The organism is Botrimarina sp. (genome assembly GCF_040219535.1).
Taxonomy (GTDB): domain Bacteria; phylum Planctomycetota; class Planctomycetia; order Pirellulales; family Lacipirellulaceae; genus Botrimarina.
On sequence record NZ_JAVJSH010000001.1, the window covers coordinates 1 to 24,863 of the forward strand.

18 protein-coding genes, 1 tRNA gene and 1 pseudogene are annotated in these 24,863 nt (G+C 68.2%); 15 read left to right on the forward strand and 5 right to left on the reverse strand.

Translation table 11 applies throughout. The annotated features are described in order from the left end of the window. The first annotated feature begins 162 nt into the window (after positions 1-162). Genes RIC11_RS00005 through RIC11_RS00015 form a run of 3 tightly spaced genes read left to right on the forward strand, consistent with a single transcriptional unit; the run spans position 163 to position 6,291 of the window. Positions 163-1,365 carry a GmrSD restriction endonuclease domain-containing protein gene (locus RIC11_RS00005; RefSeq protein ID WP_350207763.1) on the forward strand — a complete coding sequence of 401 codons (1,203 nt, stop codon included), beginning with the start codon at positions 163-165 and terminating at the stop codon, positions 1,363-1,365. Positions 1,366-1,406: 41 nt separating this feature from the next. Continuing rightward, the gene (locus RIC11_RS00010) at positions 1,407-2,909 is read left to right on the forward strand and encodes a hypothetical protein (protein ID WP_350207764.1); all 1,503 of its coding nucleotides are present in this window, start codon (positions 1,407-1,409) and stop codon (positions 2,907-2,909) included. Position 2,910: 1 nt separating this feature from the next. Continuing rightward, positions 2,911-6,291, forward strand: a complete 3,381-nt coding sequence (locus tag RIC11_RS00015) for a helicase-related protein (RefSeq protein ID WP_350207765.1) — start codon at positions 2,911-2,913, stop codon at positions 6,289-6,291. A gap of 402 nt (positions 6,292-6,693) precedes the next feature. On the opposite strand, the pseudogene RIC11_RS00020 reads toward RIC11_RS00015, so the two are convergent. Further along, a pseudogene (locus tag RIC11_RS00020) lies at positions 6,694-7,068 on the reverse strand (hypothetical protein); the annotation flags it as partial. Between the two features lie 232 nt (positions 7,069-7,300). On the opposite strand from RIC11_RS00020, the gene RIC11_RS00025 reads away from it, so the two are divergent. From RIC11_RS00025 to RIC11_RS00050, 6 genes are all read left to right on the forward strand, one after another. Further along, positions 7,301-7,513, forward strand: a complete 213-nt coding sequence (locus RIC11_RS00025) for a helix-turn-helix domain-containing protein (RefSeq protein WP_350207766.1) — start codon at positions 7,301-7,303, stop codon at positions 7,511-7,513. A 62-nt stretch (positions 7,514-7,575) separates the two neighbouring features. Next, on the forward strand, positions 7,576-7,932 hold the full coding sequence (locus tag RIC11_RS00030; RefSeq protein WP_350207767.1) for a hypothetical protein: 357 nt from the start codon (positions 7,576-7,578) through the stop codon (positions 7,930-7,932). A gap of 55 nt (positions 7,933-7,987) precedes the next feature. Further along, positions 7,988-9,061 carry a tyrosine-type recombinase/integrase gene (locus RIC11_RS00035; protein ID WP_350207768.1) on the forward strand — a complete coding sequence of 358 codons (1,074 nt, stop codon included), beginning with the start codon at positions 7,988-7,990 and terminating at the stop codon, positions 9,059-9,061. A gap of 82 nt (positions 9,062-9,143) precedes the next feature. Continuing rightward, positions 9,144-9,216 (forward strand) — tRNA-Lys (locus RIC11_RS00040). 50 nt (positions 9,217-9,266) lie between these two features. After that, positions 9,267-9,521, forward strand: coding sequence for a hypothetical protein (locus tag RIC11_RS00045; RefSeq protein ID WP_350207769.1), 255 nt, complete (start codon positions 9,267-9,269; stop codon positions 9,519-9,521). 117 nt (positions 9,522-9,638) lie between these two features. Then, complete coding sequence (locus tag RIC11_RS00050; protein WP_350207770.1) at positions 9,639-11,276, forward strand: AMP-binding protein; 1,638 nt, start codon at positions 9,639-9,641, stop codon at positions 11,274-11,276. A 24-nt stretch (positions 11,277-11,300) separates the two neighbouring features. Here RIC11_RS00050 and RIC11_RS00055 read toward each other — a convergent pair whose 3' ends face one another. Beyond that, on the reverse strand, positions 11,301-12,131 hold the full coding sequence (locus RIC11_RS00055; protein ID WP_350207771.1) for a hypothetical protein: 831 nt from the start codon (positions 12,129-12,131) through the stop codon (positions 11,301-11,303). A gap of 294 nt (positions 12,132-12,425) precedes the next feature. On the opposite strand from RIC11_RS00055, the gene RIC11_RS00060 reads away from it, so the two are divergent. Continuing rightward, a complete protein-coding gene (locus RIC11_RS00060; RefSeq protein WP_350207772.1) occupies positions 12,426-13,706 on the forward strand; it encodes a HEAT repeat domain-containing protein in 1,281 nt (426 codons plus the stop codon). Positions 13,707-13,729: 23 nt separating this feature from the next. Here the strand turns inward: RIC11_RS00060 and RIC11_RS00065 are convergent, their stop codons facing one another. After that, positions 13,730-14,440 (reverse strand): hypothetical protein, encoded by a 711-nt coding sequence (locus RIC11_RS00065; RefSeq protein WP_350207773.1) that lies wholly within the window; start codon positions 14,438-14,440, stop codon positions 13,730-13,732. A 192-nt stretch (positions 14,441-14,632) separates the two neighbouring features. On the opposite strand from RIC11_RS00065, the gene RIC11_RS00070 reads away from it, so the two are divergent. Together RIC11_RS00070 and hemL are read left to right on the forward strand one after the other, a co-directional pair. Beyond that, positions 14,633-16,366 (forward strand): serine/threonine-protein kinase, encoded by a 1,734-nt coding sequence (locus RIC11_RS00070; RefSeq protein ID WP_350207774.1) that lies wholly within the window; start codon positions 14,633-14,635, stop codon positions 16,364-16,366. Between the two features lie 57 nt (positions 16,367-16,423). Further along, positions 16,424-17,725 (forward strand): glutamate-1-semialdehyde 2,1-aminomutase, encoded by a 1,302-nt coding sequence (hemL, locus tag RIC11_RS00075; protein WP_350207775.1) that lies wholly within the window; start codon positions 16,424-16,426, stop codon positions 17,723-17,725. A 13-nt stretch (positions 17,726-17,738) separates the two neighbouring features. On the opposite strand, the gene tsaB is transcribed toward hemL, so the two are convergent. Further along, positions 17,739-18,485 (reverse strand): tRNA (adenosine(37)-N6)-threonylcarbamoyltransferase complex dimerization subunit type 1 TsaB, encoded by a 747-nt coding sequence (tsaB, locus tag RIC11_RS00080; RefSeq protein ID WP_350207776.1) that lies wholly within the window; start codon positions 18,483-18,485, stop codon positions 17,739-17,741. A gap of 353 nt (positions 18,486-18,838) precedes the next feature. On the opposite strand from tsaB, the gene RIC11_RS00085 reads away from it, so the two are divergent. The 3 genes from RIC11_RS00085 to RIC11_RS00095 all read left to right on the forward strand — a co-directional run bounded on the left by RIC11_RS00085 (position 18,839) and on the right by RIC11_RS00095 (position 23,740). Beyond that, positions 18,839-19,591: a metallophosphoesterase family protein gene (locus RIC11_RS00085; RefSeq protein ID WP_350207777.1), complete on the forward strand. Its 753-nt coding sequence runs from the start codon at positions 18,839-18,841 to the stop codon at positions 19,589-19,591. A gap of 108 nt (positions 19,592-19,699) precedes the next feature. Next, entirely contained in the window at positions 19,700-22,138 is a 2,439-nt protein-coding gene (locus tag RIC11_RS00090) for a YidC/Oxa1 family insertase periplasmic-domain containing protein (RefSeq protein ID WP_350207778.1), read from the forward strand. A gap of 156 nt (positions 22,139-22,294) precedes the next feature. After that, on the forward strand, positions 22,295-23,740 hold the full coding sequence (locus RIC11_RS00095; RefSeq protein ID WP_350207779.1) for an SLC13 family permease: 1,446 nt from the start codon (positions 22,295-22,297) through the stop codon (positions 23,738-23,740). A gap of 56 nt (positions 23,741-23,796) precedes the next feature. Here RIC11_RS00095 and RIC11_RS00100 read toward each other — a convergent pair whose 3' ends face one another. Then, positions 23,797-24,681, reverse strand: a complete 885-nt coding sequence (locus tag RIC11_RS00100; protein WP_502879361.1) for an NOL1/NOP2/SUN domain family protein — start codon at positions 24,679-24,681, stop codon at positions 23,797-23,799. Between the last annotated feature and the right edge of the window lie 182 nt (positions 24,682-24,863).

The window sequence follows — 24,863 nt, forward strand, 5'->3', positions numbered from 1 at the left end:
CGGACGGACTCCCCTGCTTGGAAGCACGCCGCAGCGCGACGGCGTCGGTCTTCCAGCCCCGCCGCACTGCCTTTGGGTCTCATGCACCTTGCTACGGTGCTAGCGACGCCGAGGGTTCGTTCGTCGCGCGAGGGTCAATAGCGATCAAGGCAGGAGGTGCACGTGGAACGCACGCAAGAGACCTGGCCGCTTGTCAGCGTCCAGCATTACCGCGAGACGATTAACCCGACGCCTTCGTACCAACGATATGCGGTCTGGTCGCGTCCCCAGCAGCAGTTGCTGATCGACAGCATCTTGCGTGGGATGGACATCCCGAAGCTCTATCTCCGCGAAGTGGAAGGCGATGGACCCTTCAAGTACGAGGCAGTTGATGGCCAGCAGCGCCTGCGCGCTGTCTGGGAGTTCTTTGCAGACGAGTACCCACTCAGCGAACGCTTCAGCCCCGAGCACGGGTCCGTTCGGTATAGCGAACTGCCGAACGAAGAACGCCGATTGGTGGAGCTCTATCAGTTCTCGGTGGTGATCATCAAGCGGGCCCACGAGGCGGAGATCCGCGAGATGTTTTGCCGCCTGCAAAACGGCAAGCCCCTCAATGCGGCCGAGAAGCGGAACGCTATGGTCTCACAGATGCGAGACTTCTGCGAACAGCTATCTGAGCACCCGTTCTTCGAGTCGGTTCGCTTCGGCAATGGGCGAATGCAACATCAGCAAGTCGCCGCACAGACGGTGCTGCTTGAGCTGAATGGCGGGCCCACGAACGTCCGCAATAACATGCTTCAAGCGATGTACGAGGAGAAGTGCAACTTCGACGGGTCAGGTCGGCTCGCTAAGCGAGTGAAGAAGGTCTACGACTTTCTGAAGAGCTGCTTTCCAGACAGGACACCCGAGTTGAAGCGGGGGAACGTCGTATCGCTCTATCTGCTAGCTTCGAGTTTGATGGATGCTTTCCGACTACGGGGTAAGGAACGTGACTTCCGAGACTTTCTGATCGACTTCGAGGCGAAGCGCCGAGTGAACGAAGACGACAACGAGCTCGTGCGATACAACGAGCGGCTATCCCACGCATCCGACAGCGAGGAAGCGATCGAGTTCCGTCATCGGGTGCTGCTTCGTGCCTTTCACGAGTTCTGCCCGGACCTCGTGCCGATCGATTCACAGCGCTCCTTCGACGAAGGTCAGCGCATCGCCATCTATCGGCGCGATGGTGGTCAGTGCAAGTACTGCGGCGCCGACGTGCCATGGGAGGGTTTCGACGCCGACCACGTAGTACCTCACAGCAAAGGCGGCCCGACGACCGTCACCAACGGCTGGCTCGCCTGCGGGACTTGCAATAGGCAGAAGGGCGCGAAGGTGTCGTCGACGTAGAGTACGGTCATTCGCTGTGGATTCCCAAGGAGGCAATTGCTATGCGCCGGCTTGCAGCTTTCAGCGTCGAGTCGCTCGGGGAGGACCGAGTTCCATTCGGGACAGTGATCGAAAAGGTCGAGAGCTGGATCGGCCAAAAGGGAACGACCGCAGGTAGCCCGGAAGAGATCCTGCTCCCCGGCGGCAAGATCGCCACGGTTGAGAGAGCCGACTTCTTATCGAGCGCGGGGATCGTCCAACGCTTCATCGTAAAGGAGCCCGTCGAGCATGGAATCTTCACGACCGAAGTAGACGCCGTCGAATGGGAGGAGGGCACGGCGTTGTCGATAGTTCTCGCCTCCGCCTCGGAGGCGATGTCTCCTCAGTGGCTCGATGTGCGTCGACCTAGGGTTCTGTTGGAACTGATCTCCGAAACTTCCCCGTGGGAGTTTAAGGGCACTCCCGTCACGGCCACTTCCACGATCTTTGCAGGCAAGGATGGCGGGGATCGATTCGCCGAGTTCGTATGGAGCGACCAGCGTAGCCTACCGGTTGTCGCGGTCTCCAATGAGTATGGAGCCGACTTGCACCCGGGGATTTGTAACGATCTAGCGAGCGACCTGGTTGGTCTCGCGATCGTGGCGAGCATCGATCAGGAGGCGTCCTGGTGTCTGACAACGACCAAGACGAAGGAATGGTCAGTCTACGGAGGCGCAATACGACTTTATTGGCCTGGCATTCAGCCAACTAGTTCGCCATTCGACCACCACAAACTGTGGACTGCCCAGAAGTTGATGTGGAATACGGACTCGACTCAGCACGCGGCGTCGCGACTCCGCAACCAGCTCCGCAAGACAATCCTTGCCCAGTCGGCTTTTTCTGTACCGCGTAATGCGAATATCGATCGAGTACTTCGTGCGAGTCGATCAGAAGAAATTGCAGCGCTGAAATCGAAGGCGTCGAGCGTCAATGACTTTAATGAGATCAACGAGAAATTAGAGCTCCGCGTCATCGAGCTGGAGGAGGAACGTGATGCCGCGACTGCGCGGGCGGACTCCTTGGCGGAAGCTCTTCAGTTCTCACAGATCGCGCAACAGGATTCGATCGCCCCTGAGACGGAAGCTCCACCGTCAACCGTTACGGAAGCGGTAGAATTGGCCAAGAAGCGGTACAGCGAGACTCTTCTATTCGGTGACGATGTCCCAACCGGGATCGAAAGTCTTGCGCCCAATGCGGGGCCCCCGCAAAAGATTCTAGACTGCCTGTTCACACTCCACGAGCTAGCAGTCGCACACGCAAGTGGACCTCTCGGCCAGAATGTTTCGAAGTGGGTTGCCGACAGGGGCTGTCCTTGCTCGGGAGAGTCCGAGACGATCAAGAACTCTCCAGCAGAAATGGCCAAGCGTACGTGGAAAGTGTCTGCAGAGCACTCACAAACCTTCGAACTGCACCAAAAGCCTTCTACTGCGACTTCGCCGGACCACTGCGTCAGGATCTATTTTGAGTACGATCCGAGCATGAAGAAGACAGTCGTAGGATGGGTCGGACGCAAACCCGGAACGTGACATGATCCCGGCTGTCCTCGACAACCAAAAGCATCGACTTTCTGACGCGCTTCGAGAGGCTCTTGCCGAGTGCCCCGGCGGCCCGCTCGATGTGGCGACGGCCTACTTCGCGGTCTCGGGCTATCGTCTGCTGCAAGACGATCTGGCGGGCGTCGGCGCGTTGAGGCTGCTCATCGGCTCGGACCCTGCGACAGGCACCGACCTCGGCCTCAAGCCCTCGCCGCATGCGATCGCCAAACAGCTCGCCGGCGATCTCGAGGCCGAGCCCTTCACCGAGGAGACCCTGCGAACCGTCGAGCGGCTAATCGCGCTGCTGCGGGAAAACCATGTCGAGGTCCGGCATTTCGCCCGCGGGTTCCTCCACGCCAAGGCCTACCTGCTCCACCACGACCGCGTGAGCGCTGCTAACCGCGGCGACCGGCTGCAACCGTTCGCGGCGATCGTCGGCTCGAGCAACTTCACCGGTCCGGGCCTGACGCATAACCGCGAGCTGAACCTCGTCCACCGTGTCTACACCGACCAGGACGCCGCCACCGACCTCGACGCTGCCCAGAAGCTCGGCTACCTCACCCCGACAGCCGACGCCGCTGAACCGGCTGCGCTTACCGAGGCCCAGCGACGCCGGATTAAGAGCGAGGTCGGCGCTCGGGCTGTGTCAGACTTGACTGCGTGGTACGAGCGGCAGTGGGCCGACTCGGAAGACTTCAAGGAACAGCTGATCGAGCTGCTCGACGCGAGCAAGTTCGGCGCCCGCGAGTACACGCCGTACGAGGTCTACATCAAGGCGCTGTACGAGTACTTCAAGGAGGAGCTGGGGGACGACCCGCTGGCGCTGGGCCGCAGCGCCGTGGACCTCGCCGAGTTCCAAGAGGACGCAGTAAAGAAGGCCCGCCGTATTCTCCAGCGCTACGATGGTGTGCTGATCGCGGACTCGGTTGGCCTCGGCAAGACCTGGATCGGCAAGAAGCTTCTGGAGGACTTTGCCTACCACCGCCGACAGAAGGCCGTCGTCATCTGCCCGGCGTCGCTGCGGCCCATGTGGCGCAAAGAACTTGCGACCGCGACGATCGCCGCCGGGGTGATTGGGATGGAAGAGCTTGGACGGGAGGGGTACGACCTTTCCGTTGTGGCCGATGCCGATTGCGTGCTGGTGGACGAGAGCCACAACTTCCGCAACCATAAGACCGGGCGCTATCTGGCCCTCGACGAAGCAATCCAACGCAACCGCGGACGCGGCCGCGACGGCGAGCGGAAGAAGCTGATCCTGCTCTCCGCGACGCCGATCAACAACGACCTGAACGACCTCTACGCCCAGATCAACCTCTTTGCTCAGAACGAGGCCGACTACTTCCGTGACGCGGGGATCGGCGACCTGCGGGCCTACTTCCGACAGGGGCGAAAGCTGGCGAAGTCGGGGGCGTCGCCGGGCGAGGTGCTGTTCAATCTGCTCGAAGAGGTGATGGTCCGCAACACGCGTCCCTTCATCCGCGCGGCTTACCCTAACGCGACCATCAACGGTAAGCCGGTCAAATTCCCCGACCGCCGCCTCCACACGGTCGAGTACACGCTCGGCGCCGAGAACCGGGCCCTGTACGCCGACGTGGTGGACAAGATCGAGCGGCTGTCGTTGGCGCCGTACAAGATCGAGTCGTACCGCAAGCGCGAGGCGATCCGTGACGAAGAAGAGCACAAGTGGGAAGAAGGCCGTGAAGTCGCGCTGGTCGGCATCTTCAAGACGCGGTTCTTGAAGAGGCTCGAGTCGAGCATCTTTGCCTTTCGCGAGAGCGTGCGCCGCGCGCTGGTGTTTGAGGAAACCTATCTCGACTATCTATTGGAGCACAAAGTCGTCTCGTCGAAGGATTTCCAGAAGCTGATTCGCTTGCTCGCACGCGATGATGAAGACGACCCCGCCGCGGGGAGCCTTTTTGACGAACTCGACGAAGTCGCAGAGGTCAAGGCGTACCTCGATGAATTACCGTCGGTGGATCTCAACCAGTACGAGGTGCGAAAGCTAGTGCGCGACGTGGAGCAAGACGTCACGACGCTCAAGTCGCTCTACGGCGAAACTGCGCCGCTAGCCGACGCGGACGGCAAACTCGAACGGTTGAAGGAGCTGCTGGAGAACGAGCTCCGCGGCAAGAAGGTGCTGGTCTTTAGCTCGTTCAAAGACACGGCAAGATACGTTCACTGCGTGCTCACGTCCGAAGCGTGCAGCGAATGGCACGAGCGGGCGGGCGGCCCGGTAGTCCGCCGGATCGACAGCGGCAACCACCCAGAGGAGCGCGGGCACATCCTGGGCTTGTTCGCACCGATCGCCAGCGGCTGCGGCGATGTCGGCGGCGAACCGATCGACGTGCTGATCAGCACCGACGTACTCTCCGAAGGGCAAAACCTCCAGGACTGCGGCGTCATCATCAACTACGACCTGACGTGGAACCCGATCCGGTTGGTGCAGCGCAACGGCCGTATCGACCGGCTTGGCACCGAGCACACAGAGATCGGCATCTATAACCTCTTCCCAGAGGCAGAGCTGGAGGACATGCTGCGGCTGGTCGAGAGGCTGACCGATCGCATTTCGACGATCGATGACCTCGGCCTCTTGGACGCCAGCGTGTTGGGTGAAGTCGTTCACCCGCGGACTTTCAATACGCTACGCCGTGTCCGCGAGGAAGACGGCGCCGTCCTCGACGAAGAAGAGGCGCGGGCTGAGCTGGCGGGGCCGGAACTGCTCTTAAAGCAACTGAAGGAATCGCTCAGTCGCGACGGCGGCGAAACGCCCGAGTCTCTTCCTAACGGGATCCATTCGGGACTTCGCCGGCAGAACTGCAACGGGTTGTTCTTCTACTTCCAGGCGCCACGCAGCGATGGTGAGGGCGTACGGCACTTTTGGCGGTATGTAGACGCATCGACGGGGGCCATTAGGGAGAACCGCTACGAAATCGCCCAACTGATCGCCTGCCGTTTCGATGAGCCGCGCTACATCGGCCCGCAAGAGGTCTTCAAGCTCCAAGAGCAGGTCATCGAGCACATCCTCGCCGGCGACAAGGAGGCATCAGCCAAGGCTGCGGCACCGACGACTGTCGATCAAATCCAGCAGGTGGCGGCCGAGCAGCTCAAGGATTTTCTTCGCAGGCAGTCGGTTGACCGCGAAACGGCGAAGGCAGCAATCCGCTTCTTGTCGCAGCCCGTGGGGAAGTCAGTTCACGCGAAAGTTCGGTCTTCTCTCGATACGTGGCGTGAGAGCCAAGAGGACGACGCTCTCTGTGGCGCAATCAAGGCTCTAGCGGACGAGTTCTCAAGAGAAAGCCGCTACAGCGGCAAGTGTTTCGGCCTTCATCGTGACCAGCTCACGCTGATTTGCTTCGAGTACCTATCCGGTTAATGACCGAAATCGGGCCTACGGCGAGCAGGTCGTGCGAGGTTGCCTGCGCGCTGACGCGAGTGGATGACCGCCAGGTCGTCCAAAGGAGCCAAGCGGCAAGCAGTTGACCGCGGCCCATTTCTGTGCTGGTGTGGCGGCACGCTTGTGAGAGCAGAGGGAAGAAGCCGGCCAGGCCCTCGCGGACGGTCGGTGTAGCGATCTCGGGCGGCCCGCACAGGCAGACATGCCACAGCGGTGACGATGCAGAGGCTCCCTCGATTTCTCTTCCGCCTGAAGCGCGAGCGTAGCGCAGAAATCGGTCGTTCTCGACCGATGGATTCGCCCGGCGGCGCCTGGAGCGACGCCAAGCCGTGGCGGTCTGGCTTGGCTTGCGGCGCTTACTCCGCATCTGGCGCGATCCGCTCAGCTCGTCGTCCGCTTTAAGGCCGAACGCCTCGCGGAGCTTGGCGGGGACGCGTCGGCGTGCGAGTCGATCCACTCGGCCACCTCGGCTTCGACCGCCTGGGCCAGCAGCCGCCGGGCGCCGTCGCACAAGACCTCCGTCAGCAGGTCACGCGGCTCGGGGCGGCACCAAAACATCCCCATTGTGAGAGAGACGACCCCGACTTGCCGGAGGCTGCAACAGGCGTCGAATAGCTCGACGTCGAGACCCGCAGCCGACTGGAGCTGCAGGCAGTGCCGGTAAAACCTCCAAAGCGTTGGGACGTGCGCGGCGTCGCGCTTCCTCTTGTAGGGCATGAGCCAGCTGGCTTGCGAGCTCATGACCGGCAGGCCCTCGAAGTCGGTTGCCCTCCTTCGACGCCGTGGCTGGCAACCGGTTCACCTACCGTCGCATCGGCTACGCCTCAAGCGGCTGCTCCGCTCCGCGGGGGGCAAGCGTGACCGTAGGGCAGCGGGCCGCGAACTCCGACGGCTAGTGCACAACGGCGGCGCTGGCGGGGAAGGGATGCCCACCTTTTTGACCGGCCAACTCTAGACCGTTCGCGCTGCGAAGTGTATAAAGTTGGACATGGCAGAGCACCCCATAGCCGGCCCACTGCGCAAGTCGGTGATCGAGGACCCTCAGTCCTTCAAGCGGCTAGCGACGGAGGTCGGGGTATCGAGGCAGACGCTGATGCGGTTCGCGGACGGCGTCGGCACGTTGCGGCTGGATCACGCCGAGACGCTCTGCCGGTACTACGGGCTCGAGTTGACTCGGAAGACCAGGTTGAGAGACGGCTGAACGAGCGGCTCTAGGTGGTGCGTGTCGTTCGGCGTCGTGCGGCCAGATACGAGTTGAGAGCCATGACCCTGCAGCGGCTACTGCTGTCGTTCGTGCCGTTGGCGGCGGCGCTGTGGCTGCTGTCGAACATCTCGGAGGAAGTGCCGATGTCGGGCTTCCTCGTCGTCCCCGCCCTCGCGTTCCTGACCATCTGGCTGGGGGCGTTCCGTGGCGGCTCGGGGACTCAGGTTTTGGGGGCGACGCTCTCTGCAGGAGCCGTCGGGCTTATTGGGTATCTGCTTCTGCAGTTCGATCCCTGGGAGCCATTCGAGGGACCACCGTGGGGCATAATCCTTGCGGCGCACAGTCCTTTGTTCGCGGCCCGGCTCGCGTGGAGCGAGCTGCGCGAGAAATCCGAGCCGACACCGCACGACGACTGACTTTCTGCCTGGCCGCGCGGCCAGGCTCTTCACTTCAACTGATAGGAGGTGAGCCATGCGAGCGTGGGTTTTCCAGGACGCCAAGCAGCTGGCCAAACACGGCGCCAAGAAGTGCCCGTGGTCGGTCGGTTGGTACGACGCCCGCGGCAAGAAGAAACAGAAGTCCATCGGCGCGAAGACCACCGCGAAGGTCTACGCGAGGAAGCTCGAGGGCGAGGCGGCCGCCGGGCTGCTGAAGAGTCACGAGCGGATGCCGTGGGCGGAGTTTGTCGAGCGGTTCAAGCGGGACCACCTGGCGACGTTGGCGCCGCGATCGCGCGAGGAATACCTGATCTCGCTCCGCTGTTTCAACGACACGGTCAAGCCGCGTTCGCTAGACGAGGTCGACTCCGCGACCGTCGCCGAGTTCCGGGGCAAGCGGATTGCCAAAGGCGTCAGTCCGGCGACGGTCAATAAAGACCTGCGGCACGTGCGGTGCGCGCTCAATAAGGCTCGGCGGTGGAAGCTGATCGCGGATCGGGTCGAGTTCGATCTCCTGCGCGAGCCGGAGCGAGACCCGCCGTTCATCGACGACGCGACGTTCAAGCTGCTGTACAACGCGGCCAAGGCGATGACGCAGCCCGCTGGGCGCCACTATCCGCCGGCCGATTGGTGGACGGCTCTTCTGACGTTCGCCTACCTGACCGGATGGCGGATCAGCGAGATCCTCGCGCTGCGTCGCGACGATATCGACTGGGCCAAGGGAGAGGCACGAATCGAGGCGGACGCCACCAAGGGTAAGCGCGAGGCGAGGGTCGAGCTGCACCCCGCCGTGCTGGACCACGTGAAGAACATTGTCGGCTTCGGGCCGCTCGTGTTCGACTGGCCCCTGCACAGGCGGCTGCTGTGGACGCACTTCGCGAAGCTGAAGAAAGAAGCGGGGGTCGAGATCCCCGGCGCGTTCCACCGCTTCCGTTTCGGCTTCGCCAACGTTAACGTCGACGCCCTGCCTGCGGACGTACTTCAGCGGCTGATGCGGCACCAAGCAGCCGCGACCACCCGCCGATACGTCAACATGGCGGAACGGATGCGGCGCCAGGACACCGCGAACCGAATCCACGTTCCGGCGTTCCTGCGGAAGGAGGTTTGACCGCCGTGGCGGGTTTTTGGCGGGTTGGACCCTCCTGACAGACTGGCCGACGTGCCGTAAGTTGATATGACGAAACCACTTGGAACCTGTAGCTCAGTCGGTAGAGCAACGGACTTTTAATCCGTGGGTCGCGGGTTCGAGTCCCGCCGGGTTCACTCTTGCTCTTCCAAGCCCTCATCGGCCCGAGCGCCTCGGGCGATCGATCATGCGGCCGGTGACCCTGCTGGTGCTGGCCGATGAGGAGGGCGGCTTCGATCCGCACGCGAGCGAGGCCGCGCTGCGCCGCGCGATGCCGGGGGTGGCGATCGCCCAGATCGTGCCGATCGAAGAGCCGGCGGTCGGAGCGTGGCTCCGGTCGCGGCGGGCCCGGCGGTGTCGCACGCGGGCCGACGTGCTCCGCACGCCCGAACGGCTGCAGCCGGTGGTGCTCGACGCCGACCTGCCGCCGTCGGCTTGGTGACCGGGCCGGGGGGCGTCGGCGGTATCGGTCTGCCCCGCTTTAAGCACTTCTGGCAAACTGGGGAGTCGCGCGAGCGGTCGCTGCGAAGCCCGGCCCCTCCTTCTCGAGCCAGCCATCGTGATCCCCGACGAGCCGCCCAAGGCCCACCACGCCGACTCGGCCACCACGGCCCCCCTGACACGCCAAATGCTTCAGGCGTGCAAGCGCGCGCGGTTCCGGCGGAAGATCACCGACTCGACCGGCGTGTCGATGACCGGCGGGCAGTTGCTCACCAAAGCGCTGGTGCTGCGCCGGCTGTTGCTGCGGGAGGTGCTGTCGGACGACGAGCGGCGGGTGGGGGTTCTGCTGCCGCCGACCAACGGCGGGGTGGTGGTCAACGCGTCGCTGGCGCTCGCCGGCCGGGTCGCGGTGAACCTGAACTACTCGGCCTCGGCCGAGGTGATCAACGCGTGCATCGAGGCGGCCGGGCTGCGTCACGTGCTGACGAGCGAGAAGGTCCTGAGCAAGCTCGGCATCGAGTTGGGTTGCGAGCCGGTCTTGCTCGAGGCGTTCCGCGACAAGGTCACGACGTCCGACAAGCTGTCCGCCGCGTGGCAGGCCTACGCGACCCCGGTCGCGACGCTCGAGAGGCAACTCGGCCTGGCCGGTGTGGGGCTCGAGGACCCGATCACGATCATCTTTACCAGCGGGTCGACCGGTCGGCCCAAGGGCGTGGTGCTCACCCACCGCAACCTGATCGCCAACATCCGCGGGTTCGAAACGGCCGTCCAGCTCGACGCGCGCGACGTGATCCTCGGCATCCTGCCGTTCTTCCACGCGTTCGGCTACACGGTCACGCTGTGGGCGCCGCTGATCCTCGAGCTGGGCGGCGCGTACCACTTCAACCCGCTCGACGCGAAGCAGGTCGGCAAGCTCTGCAAGCGGGCCGGCGCGACGATCCTGCTCAGCACGCCGACCTTCTTGCGTTCGTACATCAAGCGGGTGCCGCCGGAGGACTTCGACTCGCTCGACGTGGTGGTCGTCGGCGCGGAGAAGATGCCGATCCCGCTGGCCGACGCGTTCGAGAAGCGGTTCGGCTTGCGGCCCGTCGAGGGCTACGGCGCGACCGAGCTGGCGCCGGTCGCGTCGGTGAACATCCCGCCGACCCGCTCGCTCGGCACGCGGGCCGACCTGCGCGAGGGGAGCATCGGCTTGCCGTTGCCGGGCGTCGAGGCGCGGGTCGTCGATCCCGAAACCGGCCAGCTCCTGCCGGCCGACACGGAGGGGATGCTCGAGGTCCGCGGCCCGAACCTCATGCAGGGCTACCTGGACGACCCCGAGCGGACCACCGAGGTCGTCCGCGACGGGTGGTACGTCACCGGCGACATGGCGCGGATCGACCCGGACGGCTTCATCTTTATCACCGGGCGGCAGAGCCGCTTCAGCAAGATCGGCGGCGAGATGGTCCCCCACCTCCGTGTGGAGGAAGAGATCCAGAGCTTCCTCGCCGGCGAGGACGAGGAGCGTCAGTTGGCGGTCGTGACCGGCGTGCCCGACGAGAAGAAAGGCGAACGCCTGGTCGTGGTGCACCTGCCGATCGACAAGGCGCCGCGTGAGGTCTGCGACGCGCTCAAGGCGGCCGGGCTGCCGAACCTGTGGATCCCTTCGCCGGACTCGTTCACCGAGGTCGACGAGCTGCCGCTGCTCGGTTCGGGCAAGCTCGACTTGAAGGGCCTCGCGGCGGTCGCGCAGCAGCGGTTCGCGAACGCGGGGTGAGGCGCCACGCGATCGGCCGCCGGCCTACCGGATCACCGACAGCGGCAGCGCGACCGCCTGGGCGACCCGCTCGGCGCGGACGCGTCGGGCCGCGTAGCGGTCGGAGGTGGCTTGGCACACGGCGGCGAACTCGCGACGGGTGGCCGGGTCGACCGAGTCGAGCTGCTGCGCGAGCCGCGCCATGCCGGTGGGGTTGGTCTCCGCCGTGCGGGAGAACAGCGACACGAACCGCATCGTCTCGATGAAGTTGTGGTCGGCGGTTCGCACGATCAGCGGGCGGAAGGTCCGCGCGACCAGCTCGGTGGCCTTGCGCTCGAAGCGGATGAACGAGTCGAGCCGCGCGGTCACGTAGCAGCGGCCGTTGTCTTGCTCGGCCGCCGAGGCGCGCAGCAGCATCACGCTGCCGCCGTAGATCGCGTGCGGCATCGGCCCCGCTTGGTACTCGCCGTCCGCCAGCACGACCATCGTGACCGCGCCGGCGTTGTCCTCCGACCGGTGCACGACACGCAGCTCGCCTTTCGCTCCGGCCGGGTCGGCCGCCGCGTACTTGCCCGGCGCTCGCGCGTCGAGGCTCAGCTGGCTGATCCCCATCACGTTCCAGCAATCGACGACCAGCTCGGGGTGGTCGATCAGGTAAACGAAGAGCCGGTCGTCGCAGTCGATCACGCGCGTCGGCAGGCAGCGGTACAGCGACGCGTCGGCCACGATCTCGCTGACCCGGCGGCGGTCCTCCGGCGCCAGCTCACGCCAAGGGATCGCCAGCCGCGCCGACTCGCGGGCCGAGTCGGAGTGGTCGCCGGCGGACTGCGCGAGGCCCCCCCGGGGGGCGAGCATCGCCGCCAGCGCGGCGGCCATCAGAGCGGCGTAGCGGCCATGCCGACGGCGGCATCGATAACCCTGCGCGCAGCCCGACCTGCTTGGTCGGTACGCCATAGCTCCCCCCCAGGAAACGGCGCCTTCCGCGTCGACGAAACCGCCGACCCGGACGTTCTCGACTGTCCCTTCTCTTGACCGGGCCCGGCTCGTGGCTCGGGCCCTAACCGTATGTCGGGCGATGGCCGGCAGCCGCGTGAGCGAATCGGAGTGCTGGTCGCGGCCCTGCCCGGATCGGCCTTGCCGGCGCCGACGTTCTGCCGCGACACTCCCGCCGTGTTTCGCCCGGGGTTCATGCCGTTGATCGCTTCGCCCGCGGCCCGCGCGCTGGCGCTCGGGCTGGGGCTGGCCTCGCTTCTGCTGCTAGCGGCTGTGCGCCTCGCGGTGTGGCGGCTCGACGTGGCCGCCGGCCGCCACGCCGCCGAAGGGGGCGCCATCGCGGCGGTCGGGCTGGCCGCCGACTGGGTCGAAGCGATCGTGCCGGTGGCCCTCTCGGCCGATGGCGCCGCGGGACAGCGTGCGCGGGCGGCGGCCACGGCTCGGGTCAACGCGATCGCAGCGCGGCTGGATCACGCCGACGACCGTCGGACCGCCACACGGCTGCTGGCGGCCTTCGCCGAGGCACGCGGGCCGATCACGCCGGCAGGGGCCGATTGGGCGACGTGGGCGAGCCGGCGCCTGGTCGAGCAAGCGGGCCTCTGTCCCGTAGCCGACCGGTTTGCCTTGTACGCTAGCGTCGAAAGAGCGACGGCGGCCCTCCGCGTGCGGCCGAAACGGCTGGCGGTCGCGGGCGACCCGCGCGACGCGGACGAGGTCGCCGCAGCCCCCCCGGCGCGGCCGACGCCCGAACCGGAAGCGGCGACGGACCAAGTCACACCGAGCGAGCAGCCACCCGTCCAAGCGGCGGCCCGTCGTCCGGCCGACGCGCCGCCGCCACCTGCCGAGCCTACGCTCGTCGTGCGGGTCGCTCCTCCCGAGCCGGCCGCCGCTGTGCCCAGCCCCGCGACGGCTAGGCTCGATTGGCGGCGATCGGCGGCCGAGCCAGAAGCCGAACCGGCGGCGCCGGTGACCGAGTTGTCGGACCGCGAGCTGCTGGTCGCCTGCTTCCGAGCTTACGTGGAGGCTGGCGCGGCGGGGGCTGGCGGTGGCGAGTCGCTGACGGCTCGGGGGCCGGCTTCGGCTGATCCATCAGAGGAAGCGACCGATCCGGCGACGCGGCAAGCGTCGGCCCGGCTGCTCGCGCTGCAAGCGGAGGTGCTCAGCCGGGGTTACACGAGCGTGGCAGCCGACCAGCTCGAGCCGCTGGCGAGCGGCGACGCCGCCCGCCGCGTCGCGCTGGCCGAGGAGCTGCTCGTGAGCCGGTCGCCCGACGCGGCCAAGCTGCTGATCGTGCTCGCCAAGGACCCGTCGGCCGAGGTCCGCCGGTCGGCGATCTCGGCGCTGGGCAGCGCGTCGAGCGAGGAGCTGGTGCGGATCGCTTGGCGGCTCGCCACCGACGACGTCGACCCCAGGGTCGGCCGTCTGGCCGAGGCCTTCCGCGCCAGGCTGCAGCGATAGCCCGCGGCGGCTGAGCGGGCGGGTCAACGCCGCAGCGGCTGCAGCGGCGTGATGCGTTCGGCGACGATGTGGTTCTGCCGCAGCTCCGAGAGGTAGCCGCGGCGGCCGTCGAGCGCGACCCGGCGGCCGGCGAGCCGCTGGAGCCGCTGGGAGTTCTCGGGCGACGGGGTCACCAGCGCCGCCAGGCGGCCCTGCTCGTCGACGATCGCCCAACGCGGCGCGTCGGGCCGCTTCGACACGACCGGCCGCAGCACGCCGACCACGTCGTGCCGCTGCTGGCTATCGGCTTGGGCTTTGGTTAGCCGAACGGGCGGCGCGAGGTCCGAACCGTCCGCGGCCGGCCGAGGCCGATCGACCGGCCCGGCTGGCGCGGGCGCCGACGCGAGCCGCCTGTGCCGCTCGGAGATCGCGGCGAAGCTCTCGATCCGTTCGGCCACGGAGCTGGCCGCCGCGCGTTGCCGGTCGTTCTGCGCGAGGGCGTACAACTCGCTCGCCTCGGCCCGCAGCGCGCCGAAGCGCCAGCGATCGGATTGTTGGACCACCGTGGTGGCGAGCGCCAGCTCGAGCGCGGCGATCCGGTCGGCGAAGCCCCATCTCGACGCGACCGCCGCGGGCGGCTCTGGGGCGGGCCCCGGGAGCAGCGTCTCGGCGGCGGCGACCGGCGCGGCGGGGGGCGACGCGTCGGCGGTCGGCATTCCGGCCACGGCGATCGCAGCGAGCCACAAGGGCGTCATAGCAGGGGCCTGGGGCGGGGTGGGCAGGCGACGGGCGAACACGGTTCCGTCGCGGCTTGTAGGCCCCCGGCGAGGGGCGGAGCAAGAGCGAATCGCCGGGCCCCGCTTGCCCCACGCCCGCGCAGCTAGCGGCCGGGCCGGGCGCCGTTTAGGCTCAAAGGTCCCTCCCGCCACTCCCGCGCCACGCACGCGATGACCGCCGAAACGCTCGGTCCCTATCGAATCGGCGAGCCGCTCGGCAAGGGCGGCATGGGGGCGGTCTACCGCGCGACGCACGAAGAAACGGGCGAGCAAGTCGCCGTGAAGGTGCTCAATCCGCGCCTGGCTTTGACCGAGGCGTTCCGCGAGCGGTTCGAGGGGGAGATCGAATCGCTCCGGGCGCTCCGCCACGCGGGCATCGTCCGCCTGCTGGGCTACGGCGAAGAGGACGGCGCGTTGTTCTTCGCTATGGAGCTGGTCGAGGGGTCGAGCCTCGAAGAGGAGCTCCGCCAGGGGCGGCGGTTCACCTGGCGCGAGGCGACCCAGATCGCGATCCAGGTCTGCCGCGCGCTGAAGCACGCGCACGACCACGGCGTGATCCACCGCGACCTCAAGCCGGCGAACATCCTGCTGGCAGCCGAGGGGCAACCGAAGCTGGCGGACTTCGGCATCGCGCGGGTGTTCGGCTCGACGGGCGTCACGATGGCCGGCGGCGTGCTCGGCACGGCGGACTACATGTCGCCCGAGCAGGCGTCGGGCAAGCCGGTCACCGCGCGGTGCGACCAGTACAGCCTCGGCGGCGTGCTCTACGCGCTGCTGGCGGGCCGCCCGCCGTTCCGGGCGGGCGACATGCCGGCCATGCTGCAGCTGCAGCGCTACGCGGTGCCCGAGCCGGTCCGCCGCTTCGCCCCCGACGCGCCGGAGGAGCTCGAGCGGATCATCGCGAAGCTGCTGGAGAAAGACCCGGCCGATCGGTTCCCGAACACGGCGGTCGTGGCGCGGCGGTTGGAGGCGATGAGCCGAGCGCTGTCGCGCGTGGCGGAGGACGACTTCGAGCTCCGCAAGTCGCAGGACGCGATCACGCCGCCGGAGCCGGGCGACCAGGCGGCCGACAACGGCCTCGCCGAAACGCAAGACGCCACCGAGTACAACCGCCTGGTGCGGCCGCGCGGGGCGACCCCGCCGCCGGCCACAGCGGCTAGAGGGCACTACACGAGCGTCCCGGTGGCCGACGATCGGCCGTCCGAGCCCGCCGAGTCGGAAACGAGCGCCGCGGTCGGCCAGGCCGTTGCGCTGGTGCTCACGCTCGGCACGCTGGCAGCGATCGCTTGGTGGGCCTTCCGCCCGCCGACGGCCGACTCGCTCTACACAAAGGTTGAGCAGAGTGTCCTCTCGCGCGACGTGTCGGCCGACGCAACCGATGCCGCCGACCGCTTCGTCGAGCGCTTCCCGGACGACCCCCGCGCGGAGGAGGTCACCGAGTGGGCGCGGACGCTGCGGCAGCTGCAGCTCCGCCAACGGCTGCAGCTAGAGCGGCTCACCGGGCGCCGCGACGATCGGCTGTCGATCGCCGAAGCGCTCCACCGCCAAGCCGCCCGCGTAGCGGCCGAGGACCCGGCCGCGGGCGTCGACGCGTTCGAGAGCGTGGCGGACTTGCTCGCTGTGGGGACCGACACGCAGGACGCCATGCTGGCCGAGCTCGCCCGGGCCGAGGCGCAGCGGCTGCGAGAGCGGTCGGCCTCCGACGCCGAGGAGCTAGCCGAGTTCTGTCGCAAGCGCCTGGACCAAGCCGAGCAGCTGGCCGAGAGCGAGCCGGAGGCCGCGCTGCAGGCGGCCCGGGCCGTGCTCGAGCTCACGCCCGATGTGGCCGCCACCGAGGGGGTCCGGCGCGACGCGCAGCGGCTCGTCGACCGGCTGCGTTCCGACGCCCCGCCCGTTGCCCCGTGAGGGCGGTTGCGGTAGCAAGCAGAGCGACCGCGATCCCTTCACCGAGGAACCCCGCCGATGCCCGCCGACTCCGCCCGCTACGCCCGCAGCCGCGAAGCGTTCGCCCGAGCGCGGCGGTTGATGCCCGGCGGGGTGAACAGCCCAGCGCGGGCTTTCGGCGCGGTGGGCGGAGAGCCGGTCTTCATCGCGCGTGCCGAGGGGCAGCACCTGTGGGACCTCGACGGCAACCGCTACCTCGATTTCGTCGGGTCGTGGGGCCCGATGATCTTCGGGCACGCGTTCCCTCCGGTCATCGGAGCGCTCGCCGCGGCGATGCGGCTCGGCACCAGCTACGGGGCGCCGACGGTCGGCGAGAGCGAGCTGGCCGAGCTGATCATCGAGTGCGTGCCCTCGATCCAGCGCGTGCGATTGGTGAACTCCGGCACCGAAGCCGCCATGAGCGCGTTGCGCCTCGCCCGCGGCGCGACCGGCCGCGACCGGATCATCAAGTTCGCCGGCAATTACCACGGCCACGTCGACAGCTTGCTGGTGGCCGCGGGCAGCGCGGCCGCGACGTTGTCCGTCCCCAACTCGCCGGGCGTCACGCCCGGCGCCTCGGCCGACACGCTGGTGCTGCCCTACAACGACCCGCAGGCGCTGGAGGACGCGTTCTCTCGGCACGGCGACCAGATCGCCGCGGTCGCGTTCGAACCGGTTTGCGGCAACATGGGTGTGGTGGTCCCCAGCGAGGAGTTCTTGGCCACGCTCAACAGGCTGCCGCGGGAGCACGGCGCGATGCTCCTGTGCGACGAGGTGATGACCGGCTTCCGCCTGTCCCTCGGCGGCGCCCAGACGCGGCTGGGCATCGAGCCCGACCTGACCACCCTCGGCAAGATCGTCGGCGGCGGCTTGCCGGTCGGCGCGTACGGCGGCCGGTCGGACGTGATGGCGCAGGTCCTGCCGGAGGGGCCCGTCTTCCAGGCCGGCACCCTCAGCGGCAACCCGCTCGCCACGGCCGCCGGCGCGGCGACCCTGCGCGCGCTGCGTGACACGCCGCCGTACGAGCGGCTCGAGTCGCTCGGCGCGCGGCTCCAAGAAGGCCTCGCGGCGGCCGCTCGCGACGCGGGCGTGCCGCACGTGGTTCAGCGGGTCGGCAGCATGGTGACGCTCTTCTTCCACGACGGCCCGGTCCGCTCGTGGGACGACGCCGCTGAGTGCGACACCGGGCGTTTCGGCCGCTTCTTTTGGCAGATGCTCGACCGGAGCGTTTACCTGCCGTGCAGCCAATACGAGGCGATGTTCATCTCGGCGGCTCACACCGAGGAGGACATCGACGCCACGGTCGGCGCGGCCCGCGAGGCGCTTGCGGCCTCGGCGTGAGGCGCAGAGCGGGTCAGCTCCCTGCGAGCTTTTCCTCGGCGGCGCTCGGCCGGTAGTACTGCGGGGCGAGCGACATCACGCTATCGGCCGCGCCGTCGCGCCAGCGCCGGTACGCGACGCGGAGCACCGCGCCGGCGTCGGGCTCGCAAGCGATTCGCCGAGCGCCCACTGCTTCGACGCCGGGCAGCTTGAGTTCCGCCGGCGCGGCGATCACGGACTCCGCTCCCACGAGCGCGGCGACCTCGCTCAGCGTTACCCGGCGGGTGGCGGTCAGTCGGCAAGGGACGCCGTCGGCGAGGCGAAACGAAGCGGCGAACGCCTCTTGGCGGTGCGCGTCGAGCAGCGTCCACAGGTCGCCAACTGTCGCCGGGTCGATCTGAGCCGCGGCGGCGTCGGCCAGCGCTTCGAGCGAATCGACCGCGACGACCGCGGCGCCCAGCGCGTACGCCAGCGTTTTTGCGGTGACCACGCCGACCCGAAGCCCCGTGAACGAGCCGGGCCCCACCGCGACGGCGATCGCCGCCAAGTCACGGGCGGCGGCGCCTCGGTCGGCCAGCACCTGCTGGATCGCCGGCGCGAGGGTCTGGGCGGAGCGAGCGGACCGGTCGAGCGGCGCGACTTCGAGCCGCTCGCAGCCCTCCTGCGTGACCTCGGCCAGTGCGACCGAGCCCGACAGGCCAACGGTCTCGACGCCCAGCCAGAGGCCCTGCGCGGCGCTTTGTGGGGGGAGATCGGCCCATGGGCCGGGAGGTGTGGTCATTGGGTCGGCGGCGAGCTAGGTTGACCGAAGTCCGTTGCGGGTCTAGTTTTTTGGCTTCGATCGTTGTGTCGGGGCCCGGCCGGTAGGCGGCGGCGCCCGTCGGCGGCATGCTAATATTCTGCTGGCGCTGGTTGCAGCCACGCCGTGGGTCGTCCGGCACGCCGAGGCTCGATTGGCACGGCGGCGCCGACCGGCGTGCTGCGGGGAGCGGGCAGCATCGATCGGTCGGGCGGCGTCAATCGATCAGGCGGCGTCAATCGATCAGGCATCGTTAGTCGGGTAAGCTTCGTCAATCGGCCGGGTCCCGGAGTCGGGCAAGGCCAACGTCCCGGGGTCCGGGGAGGGTGTTCGCTTTGAAACGAGCGATTATCAGCGACATCCACGGCAACCTCGAAGCGCTGCAAACCGTGCTGGCGCACATCAAGGAGCAACGGGTCGACGAGACCTACTGCCTGGGCGACATCATCGGCTACGGGCCGAAGCCGTGCGAGTGCCTCGACGCGGTGATGGCCTCGTGCCGTATCTCGCTGCTGGGCAACCACGACCAGGGCGCGTTGTTCGACCCGGAGGGCTTCAACAGCGGCGCCGAGCGGGCCATCTTCTGGACCCGCGAGCAGCTCGAGGGCGCCCGCGGCGACCGCGACCAGATCGACGCGCGGTGGGACTTCCTCGGCGCGTTGCCGCGCATCCAGCGGGACGGGGGCTGGTTGTACGTTCACGGGTCGGCCCGCAACCCGGTGAACGAGTATGTCTTCCCGGAAGACATCTACAATCAGAAGAAGATGGAGAAGCTGTTCAGCCTGGTGCAACACGGCTGCTTCCAGGGGCACACCCACGTGCCGGGCGTGTTCACCGAGAGCCGCAACTTCGTCACGCCCGAAGAGACAAACTACGTGTTCGAGGTGACCGACCAGAAGTTCATGGTGAACGTGGGGTCGGTCGGCCAGCCCCGCGACGGCGACCCCCGGGCGTGCTACGTGGTGCAGGAAGACAACCGGGTGACGTTCCACCGCGTCGACTACAACATCGACGCAACGGCGGACCTGATCTACGCCACGCCGGAACTAGACAATTTCTTGGGCGACCGGATCAAGCAAGGACGCTGAAGCGCGAACGGCCCGGGCAGCGGGTCTCGCCCGTCGCGCCGCGGCCCCGGTCGGGGGGCCGCCGGGCCCGCCGACCGCGCGTCGGCTATCGAACCACACTCCAGGCGAATGAGTATCCAGCAACGCCGCCCGCAACGACGCGACCAGCAACCGCCGGACCAGCGGATGCTGGTCTTCTTGCTGCTGGCCGTGACGCTGCTGATGTTCTACCAGAGCGCGTTCGTGCGGCCGCCGGTCGCCGAGCCGGGCGAGGAGCCGGCCGCCGAGCAGATCGCGGCGGACGGCGAGGGCGCCGCCGCGCCGGCCCCGCCGGACGCCGAGGCCGAGCCGGCCATCGCCGCACCGGGCAACGAGGGCATCGAAGAGGAGCCCCCGGCCGAAGCGCAGCTGATCACGCTCGGCTCGGTCGCCGCGGACAGCCCCTACCGGATGCTGCTCACGGTGAACAACGCCGGCGCGGGGGTCGAGCGGCTGTCGCTCTCTAGCAAGAACTACAGCGACCTGGACAACCGCAGCGGCTACCTCGGCCAGCTCGCGCCGACCGACGCCGACAGCGGCGGCGCCCTGGTGAACATGGTCGGCGAGGGATCTCCGGCGGCCGCGGCGGGGCTGCGTGTCGGGGACGTCATCACCGGCTTGGTGGCCGGCGACGTCGACCTGCCCATCGACGACGCGCGAAAGCTGCTGCTGGCGCTCGACCAGTCGAGGCCGCGAGACGCGTTCGAGTTGCGCGTCCAGCGCGACGGCGAGCTCGTCGCCCTGTCGGGGCGGCTGGGCCGCCACCCGCTCGACCTGATCCGCCCCGAGATCGAGAACGTCCGCCTGCACACGCCCGACCCGCCGATGGATTTCGAGTCGGCGTTGTCGTTCGTGGTGCGGATCGATTCGCTCAACGGCCGACGCGCGTCGGCCGTTGGGGGCGCCGAGGGCGCGGCCGGCGACCCACAGTTAGACGAGGCCAACCGCCGCCTGGCGGAAGAGGCTTGGACCGTCGAACAGCGCGACGCGGAGGGCGTCACGCTGCGCCTGCGGCTGGCCGACCTGGGGCTAGAGTTCGCCAAGCGCTTCGAGGTCGTGCGCACGCCCGACGAGCGGCTCGGCGACAACGCGTATCCGTCGTACCACTTCGACCTTTCTGTCGAGGTCCGCAACCTGTCGGGCGAGCAGCAGACGATCGCCTACGAGCTGGCTGGGCCCAACGGCTTGCCGATCGAGGGCTTCTGGTACGCGAACAAGATCGGCCGCGGCGACGGCAGCTTCTTCGGCGACTGGGGGTCGTTCGGCCTACGCGACGTGGTGGTCCGCTTCGCGGGCGATCGGCTGACGCAGTTCGCGGCGCCCCAGGTCGCCAAGGGCGAGGTCCCCCGCATGGGGCAGGGGCAGCCGCTGGCGTTCGCCGGGGTCGACGCGCAGTACTTCTCGTCGTTCGTGATCCCGAAGAAGGAGCGGCTGACCGACGTGTGGCTGTCGGAGGTCCGCGCGGTGCTGCCGACCCAACGCATCGGCGACTCGTCTTACGCAGACCGCTGGCAGAACAGCTCGATCGTGCTCACGCGCGAGTCGGTCACGCTGGCCGCCGCCGGCGAGAACGGCTCGCGTCTGAACGACGGCTACCGGGTGTTCGCCGGCCCCAAGCTGCCCGAGTTGCTCGAGGCCTACTCGGCCGCCGGGGACCCCGACCACTCGCTCGACGGCGTGCTCTATTACGGGTGGTTCGGCTGGGCGGCCAAGCCGATGCTCTGGCTGCTGCACGCGTTGCACGCGGTGGTGCGCAACTACGGCGTGGCGATCATCCTGCTCACGCTCTGCGTGCGGATGGCCATGTTCCCGATCAGCCGCCACTCGGCGAAGAACATGGTCAAGATGCAAGAGCTCAAGCCCGAGCTTGACCGCCTGGCCGAGCGCTACAAAGAAGACATGCAGAAGCGCGCCCAGGCGCAGCAGGAGCTCTTCCGCAAGCACAACTACAACCCGGCGTCGGGCTGCCTGCCGATCTTCTTGCAGCTGCCGATCTTCATGGGGCTGTACCGCGCGCTGGCGGTCGACGTGGAGCTGCGGCAACAGCCGCTGTTCTCCGACGCGATCCGGTTCTGCGGCAACCTGGCCGCGCCGGACCAATTCATCGACTGGTCGCCGATCACGCCGTTGTGGATGGACAACGGCGAGGGCATCCTCGGTTTCGGCCCGTACTTCAACCTGCTGCCGCTGGCGACCTGCGCGTTGTTCCTGCTGCAGCAGAAGATGTTCATGCCGCCGCCGGCCAACGAGCAGGCCGCGCTGCAGCAGAAGATGATGAAGTACATGATGCTCTTTATGGGGCTGATGTTCTTCAAGGTTCCCAGCGGGCTGTGCATCTACTTCATCGTGTCGAGCCTGTGGGGGATCGCCGAGCGGAAGATGCTGCCCAAGCCGACCCCCGTGGCCGCGCCGGCCGGCGCCGCCGAGAAGCCCTCGCCGGCGAAGAACACGCCCAGCGCGAACGGCGCCGGCGCGAAGGCCAAGCACGCGGCGAAGAAAGCCAAGGCCCGCGGCAAGAAGAAGCGCTGACGCACGCGTCGGGGGGGGCCCGCGGGTGCGTCCTATCGCCGCGGCGCTTGTTTCGAGCGAGGCCAAGCGGCAACATATCGCCGCAGCGGATGGCGGCCGCTGACGCAGCCTGCCCCGCCCCCCCGATCGCCCCCCACCAGCCCCCCGCTTCCGACGATGCTCCACGGCGGCCGCAACGAGGCCATGCGCCTGCTCGGCCTGTTCCGCTTCTCACAGGTCCGCGCGTTGGTGACGACCGCCGCGTGTATGGCCGTGGCGGCGGCGGTCGCTTTCTTCCCGCATTACGAGGGCCTGTCCGAGGCCGGCCACCGCGCGTTGTTCGTGCTGATCTTCTCGGCCGGCATGTGGATCACCGAGGCGATCCCCGCTTTCGCCACCAGCCTGCTCGCGATCGGCTGGTTGATCGCGTTGCTCGGCCGGCCGGACGGGGTGTTCGCGACGGGTCCCAAGGACTGGGAGCAGTTCATCACGCCGTGGGGCAGCCCGCTAATCTGGCTGTTCTTTGGGGGGTTCTGCCTCGCGGAGTCGGCCGAGAAAACGGGCCTCGACCGCTGGCTCGCCGCCAGGGCGCTCGGGCTGTTCGGGCAGCGGCCGGCGATGCTCTTGATGGGCGTGATGCTCGTGACGGCCGTGCTGTCGATGTTCGTGTCGAACACCGCCACGGCGACCCTCGTGCTCGCGATGATGACCCCGCTGTTCGCCGCGCGCGAGCCGCACGACGGGGTGTCCAGAGCGCTCGCGCTGGGCGTGGCTTTCGCGGCGAACGTGGGCGGGATGGGCACCGTGATCGGCACCCCGCCCAACGCGATCGCGGCCGGGCTCTTGCGGGGAGACTCGGCCGTCAACTTCGCCGAATGGATGCTGATCGCTGTGCCGCCGGCTATCGTGCTTCTCGCTGTCACTTGGCTCTATCTCGTGCTCGTGCACATGAGGAAATCGGCGTTCAGCCAAGCGGACGGGATCCTGTTTCACCCGGGCGTCGCGTCGGATGCGGCGCCGCTGTACAAGCAGCAGGTCGTTGTGGGCACGTTCGTCGTGACGGTCGGCCTGTGGATGACCAGCCCGCTGCACGGCCTGCCGACCACGCTCATCTCCTTCGTGCCGATCGTCGCGCTCACCACGACCGGCATCCTGTCGGGCGAAGACATCCGCGGCCTCCCCTGGGACATCCTGCTGCTGATAACCGGCGGGCTGTCGCTGGGCGTGGCGATGGAGAAGACCGGCCTGGCCGCGTGGGCGGTCGAGCAACTGCCCCTCGGCGGGCTGCCCCCCGTGGGGCTGGCGATCGGATTCGGCTACGCGACGATCGTCATGTCCAACCTGATGAGCAACACCGCCACGGCCAACCTGGTCCTGCCGATCGCGATCGCGGTGCTCGGCGGCATGGAGGCCACCGGCGGCGACGCGCGGCTCGCCGTGCCGATCGCGCTGAGCGCCTCGGCGGCCATGTGCCTGCCGATCTCGACCCCACCCAACGCGATCGTGTACGGCAGCGGCCGGCTCCGGGTCGCCGACATGCTCAAGGGCGGCTTGGTCGTTGGCCTGCTGGCCCCGCCACTCGTGACTCTGTGGGCGTGGCTGGCGATCGGGTGGCTGTCGTAGGCCATCACGAGGGTTTCGGAGTCCCGCGTTCGCACGCGGCGTCGCAAAAACTCGCGTCAGCCGCGCCGCCGCCGCTGCTCGGCGCGGCCCGCCGGCGTTGGGCGACTCGCCGCCCGCTTCTCTAGCAGCGCGAGGTAGAAGCCGGCCATCCGCCGGTCGGGCGCCACGCGGACGGTGTGGGCCAACTCGCTCGGTAGGGTTTTCCCTTCCCACTCCACGAGGCCGGCGCGGAAGCAGCGCAGGGCGGGGCCCAGCGGCCGGAGTTCGACCCGCCCCGCCATCCGCCGCAGCGTGTGCGCGACGACCAGCTCGTTTTCTTCCGGCGCGAACGAGCAGGTGCAGTAGAGCACGCGTCCGCCGGGCCGCGCCGCGTCGACCGCGGAGCGGAGCAGGGCCTTCTGCTTGCGGGCCGACTCGGCCAGCTTGCGCGGCCCCCAGTAGGCGAACGACTGCGGCCGGCGCGGATCGAAGCGGGCCTCGCTGCTGCACGGCGCGTCGAGCAGGACCGCGTCGAAGCGGTCGGGGGTCTTGCGGCCGACGTCGCGGCCGTCGTGAGAGAAGGTCCGCACGAACTCGCCGGCGCCGCAGCGGGCGAGGTTCGCTTGTAGTTTGAAGAAGCGGTCGCGGACCGGCTCGACCGCCGCCAGCTCCCCCTCCAGCCGCATCCGCGCGGCCAGGTGCAGCGTCTTGCCGCCCGGAGCGGCGGCCAGGTCGAGCACCGCTTCGCCCGGCCGCGGTCGAGCACCAGGGGAGCGAGCATGCTGGAGAGGCCCTGCGGGTACAGCCGGCCCTCGGCCACCGGCTGCGAGGCGGTGAGCGTTGGCTTGTCCGCAGCTGAGATGGTCGCGGCCGATTCGAGCCACTCGCACGGCTCGCCCTCGACGCCCAATCCGGCGAGCAACGGGAGAGGCCGCTCTTCGCCACGCAGCGGGTTGGCCCACACGCCGGGGCGGCGATCGGCGGCGAACGAGGCGAGCGCCGCGTCGGCGTCGGCGCCGGTGATCCGGCGGAGCCGATCGACGAAGCCCGCCGGCAGGCCGGTTTGTGGATCGAGGGTGGGCAACGGGGGGCCGCTCGCCGGTTTGGGGTCACGCACACAGGAGGGCTTGGGCTAAACTGTCGC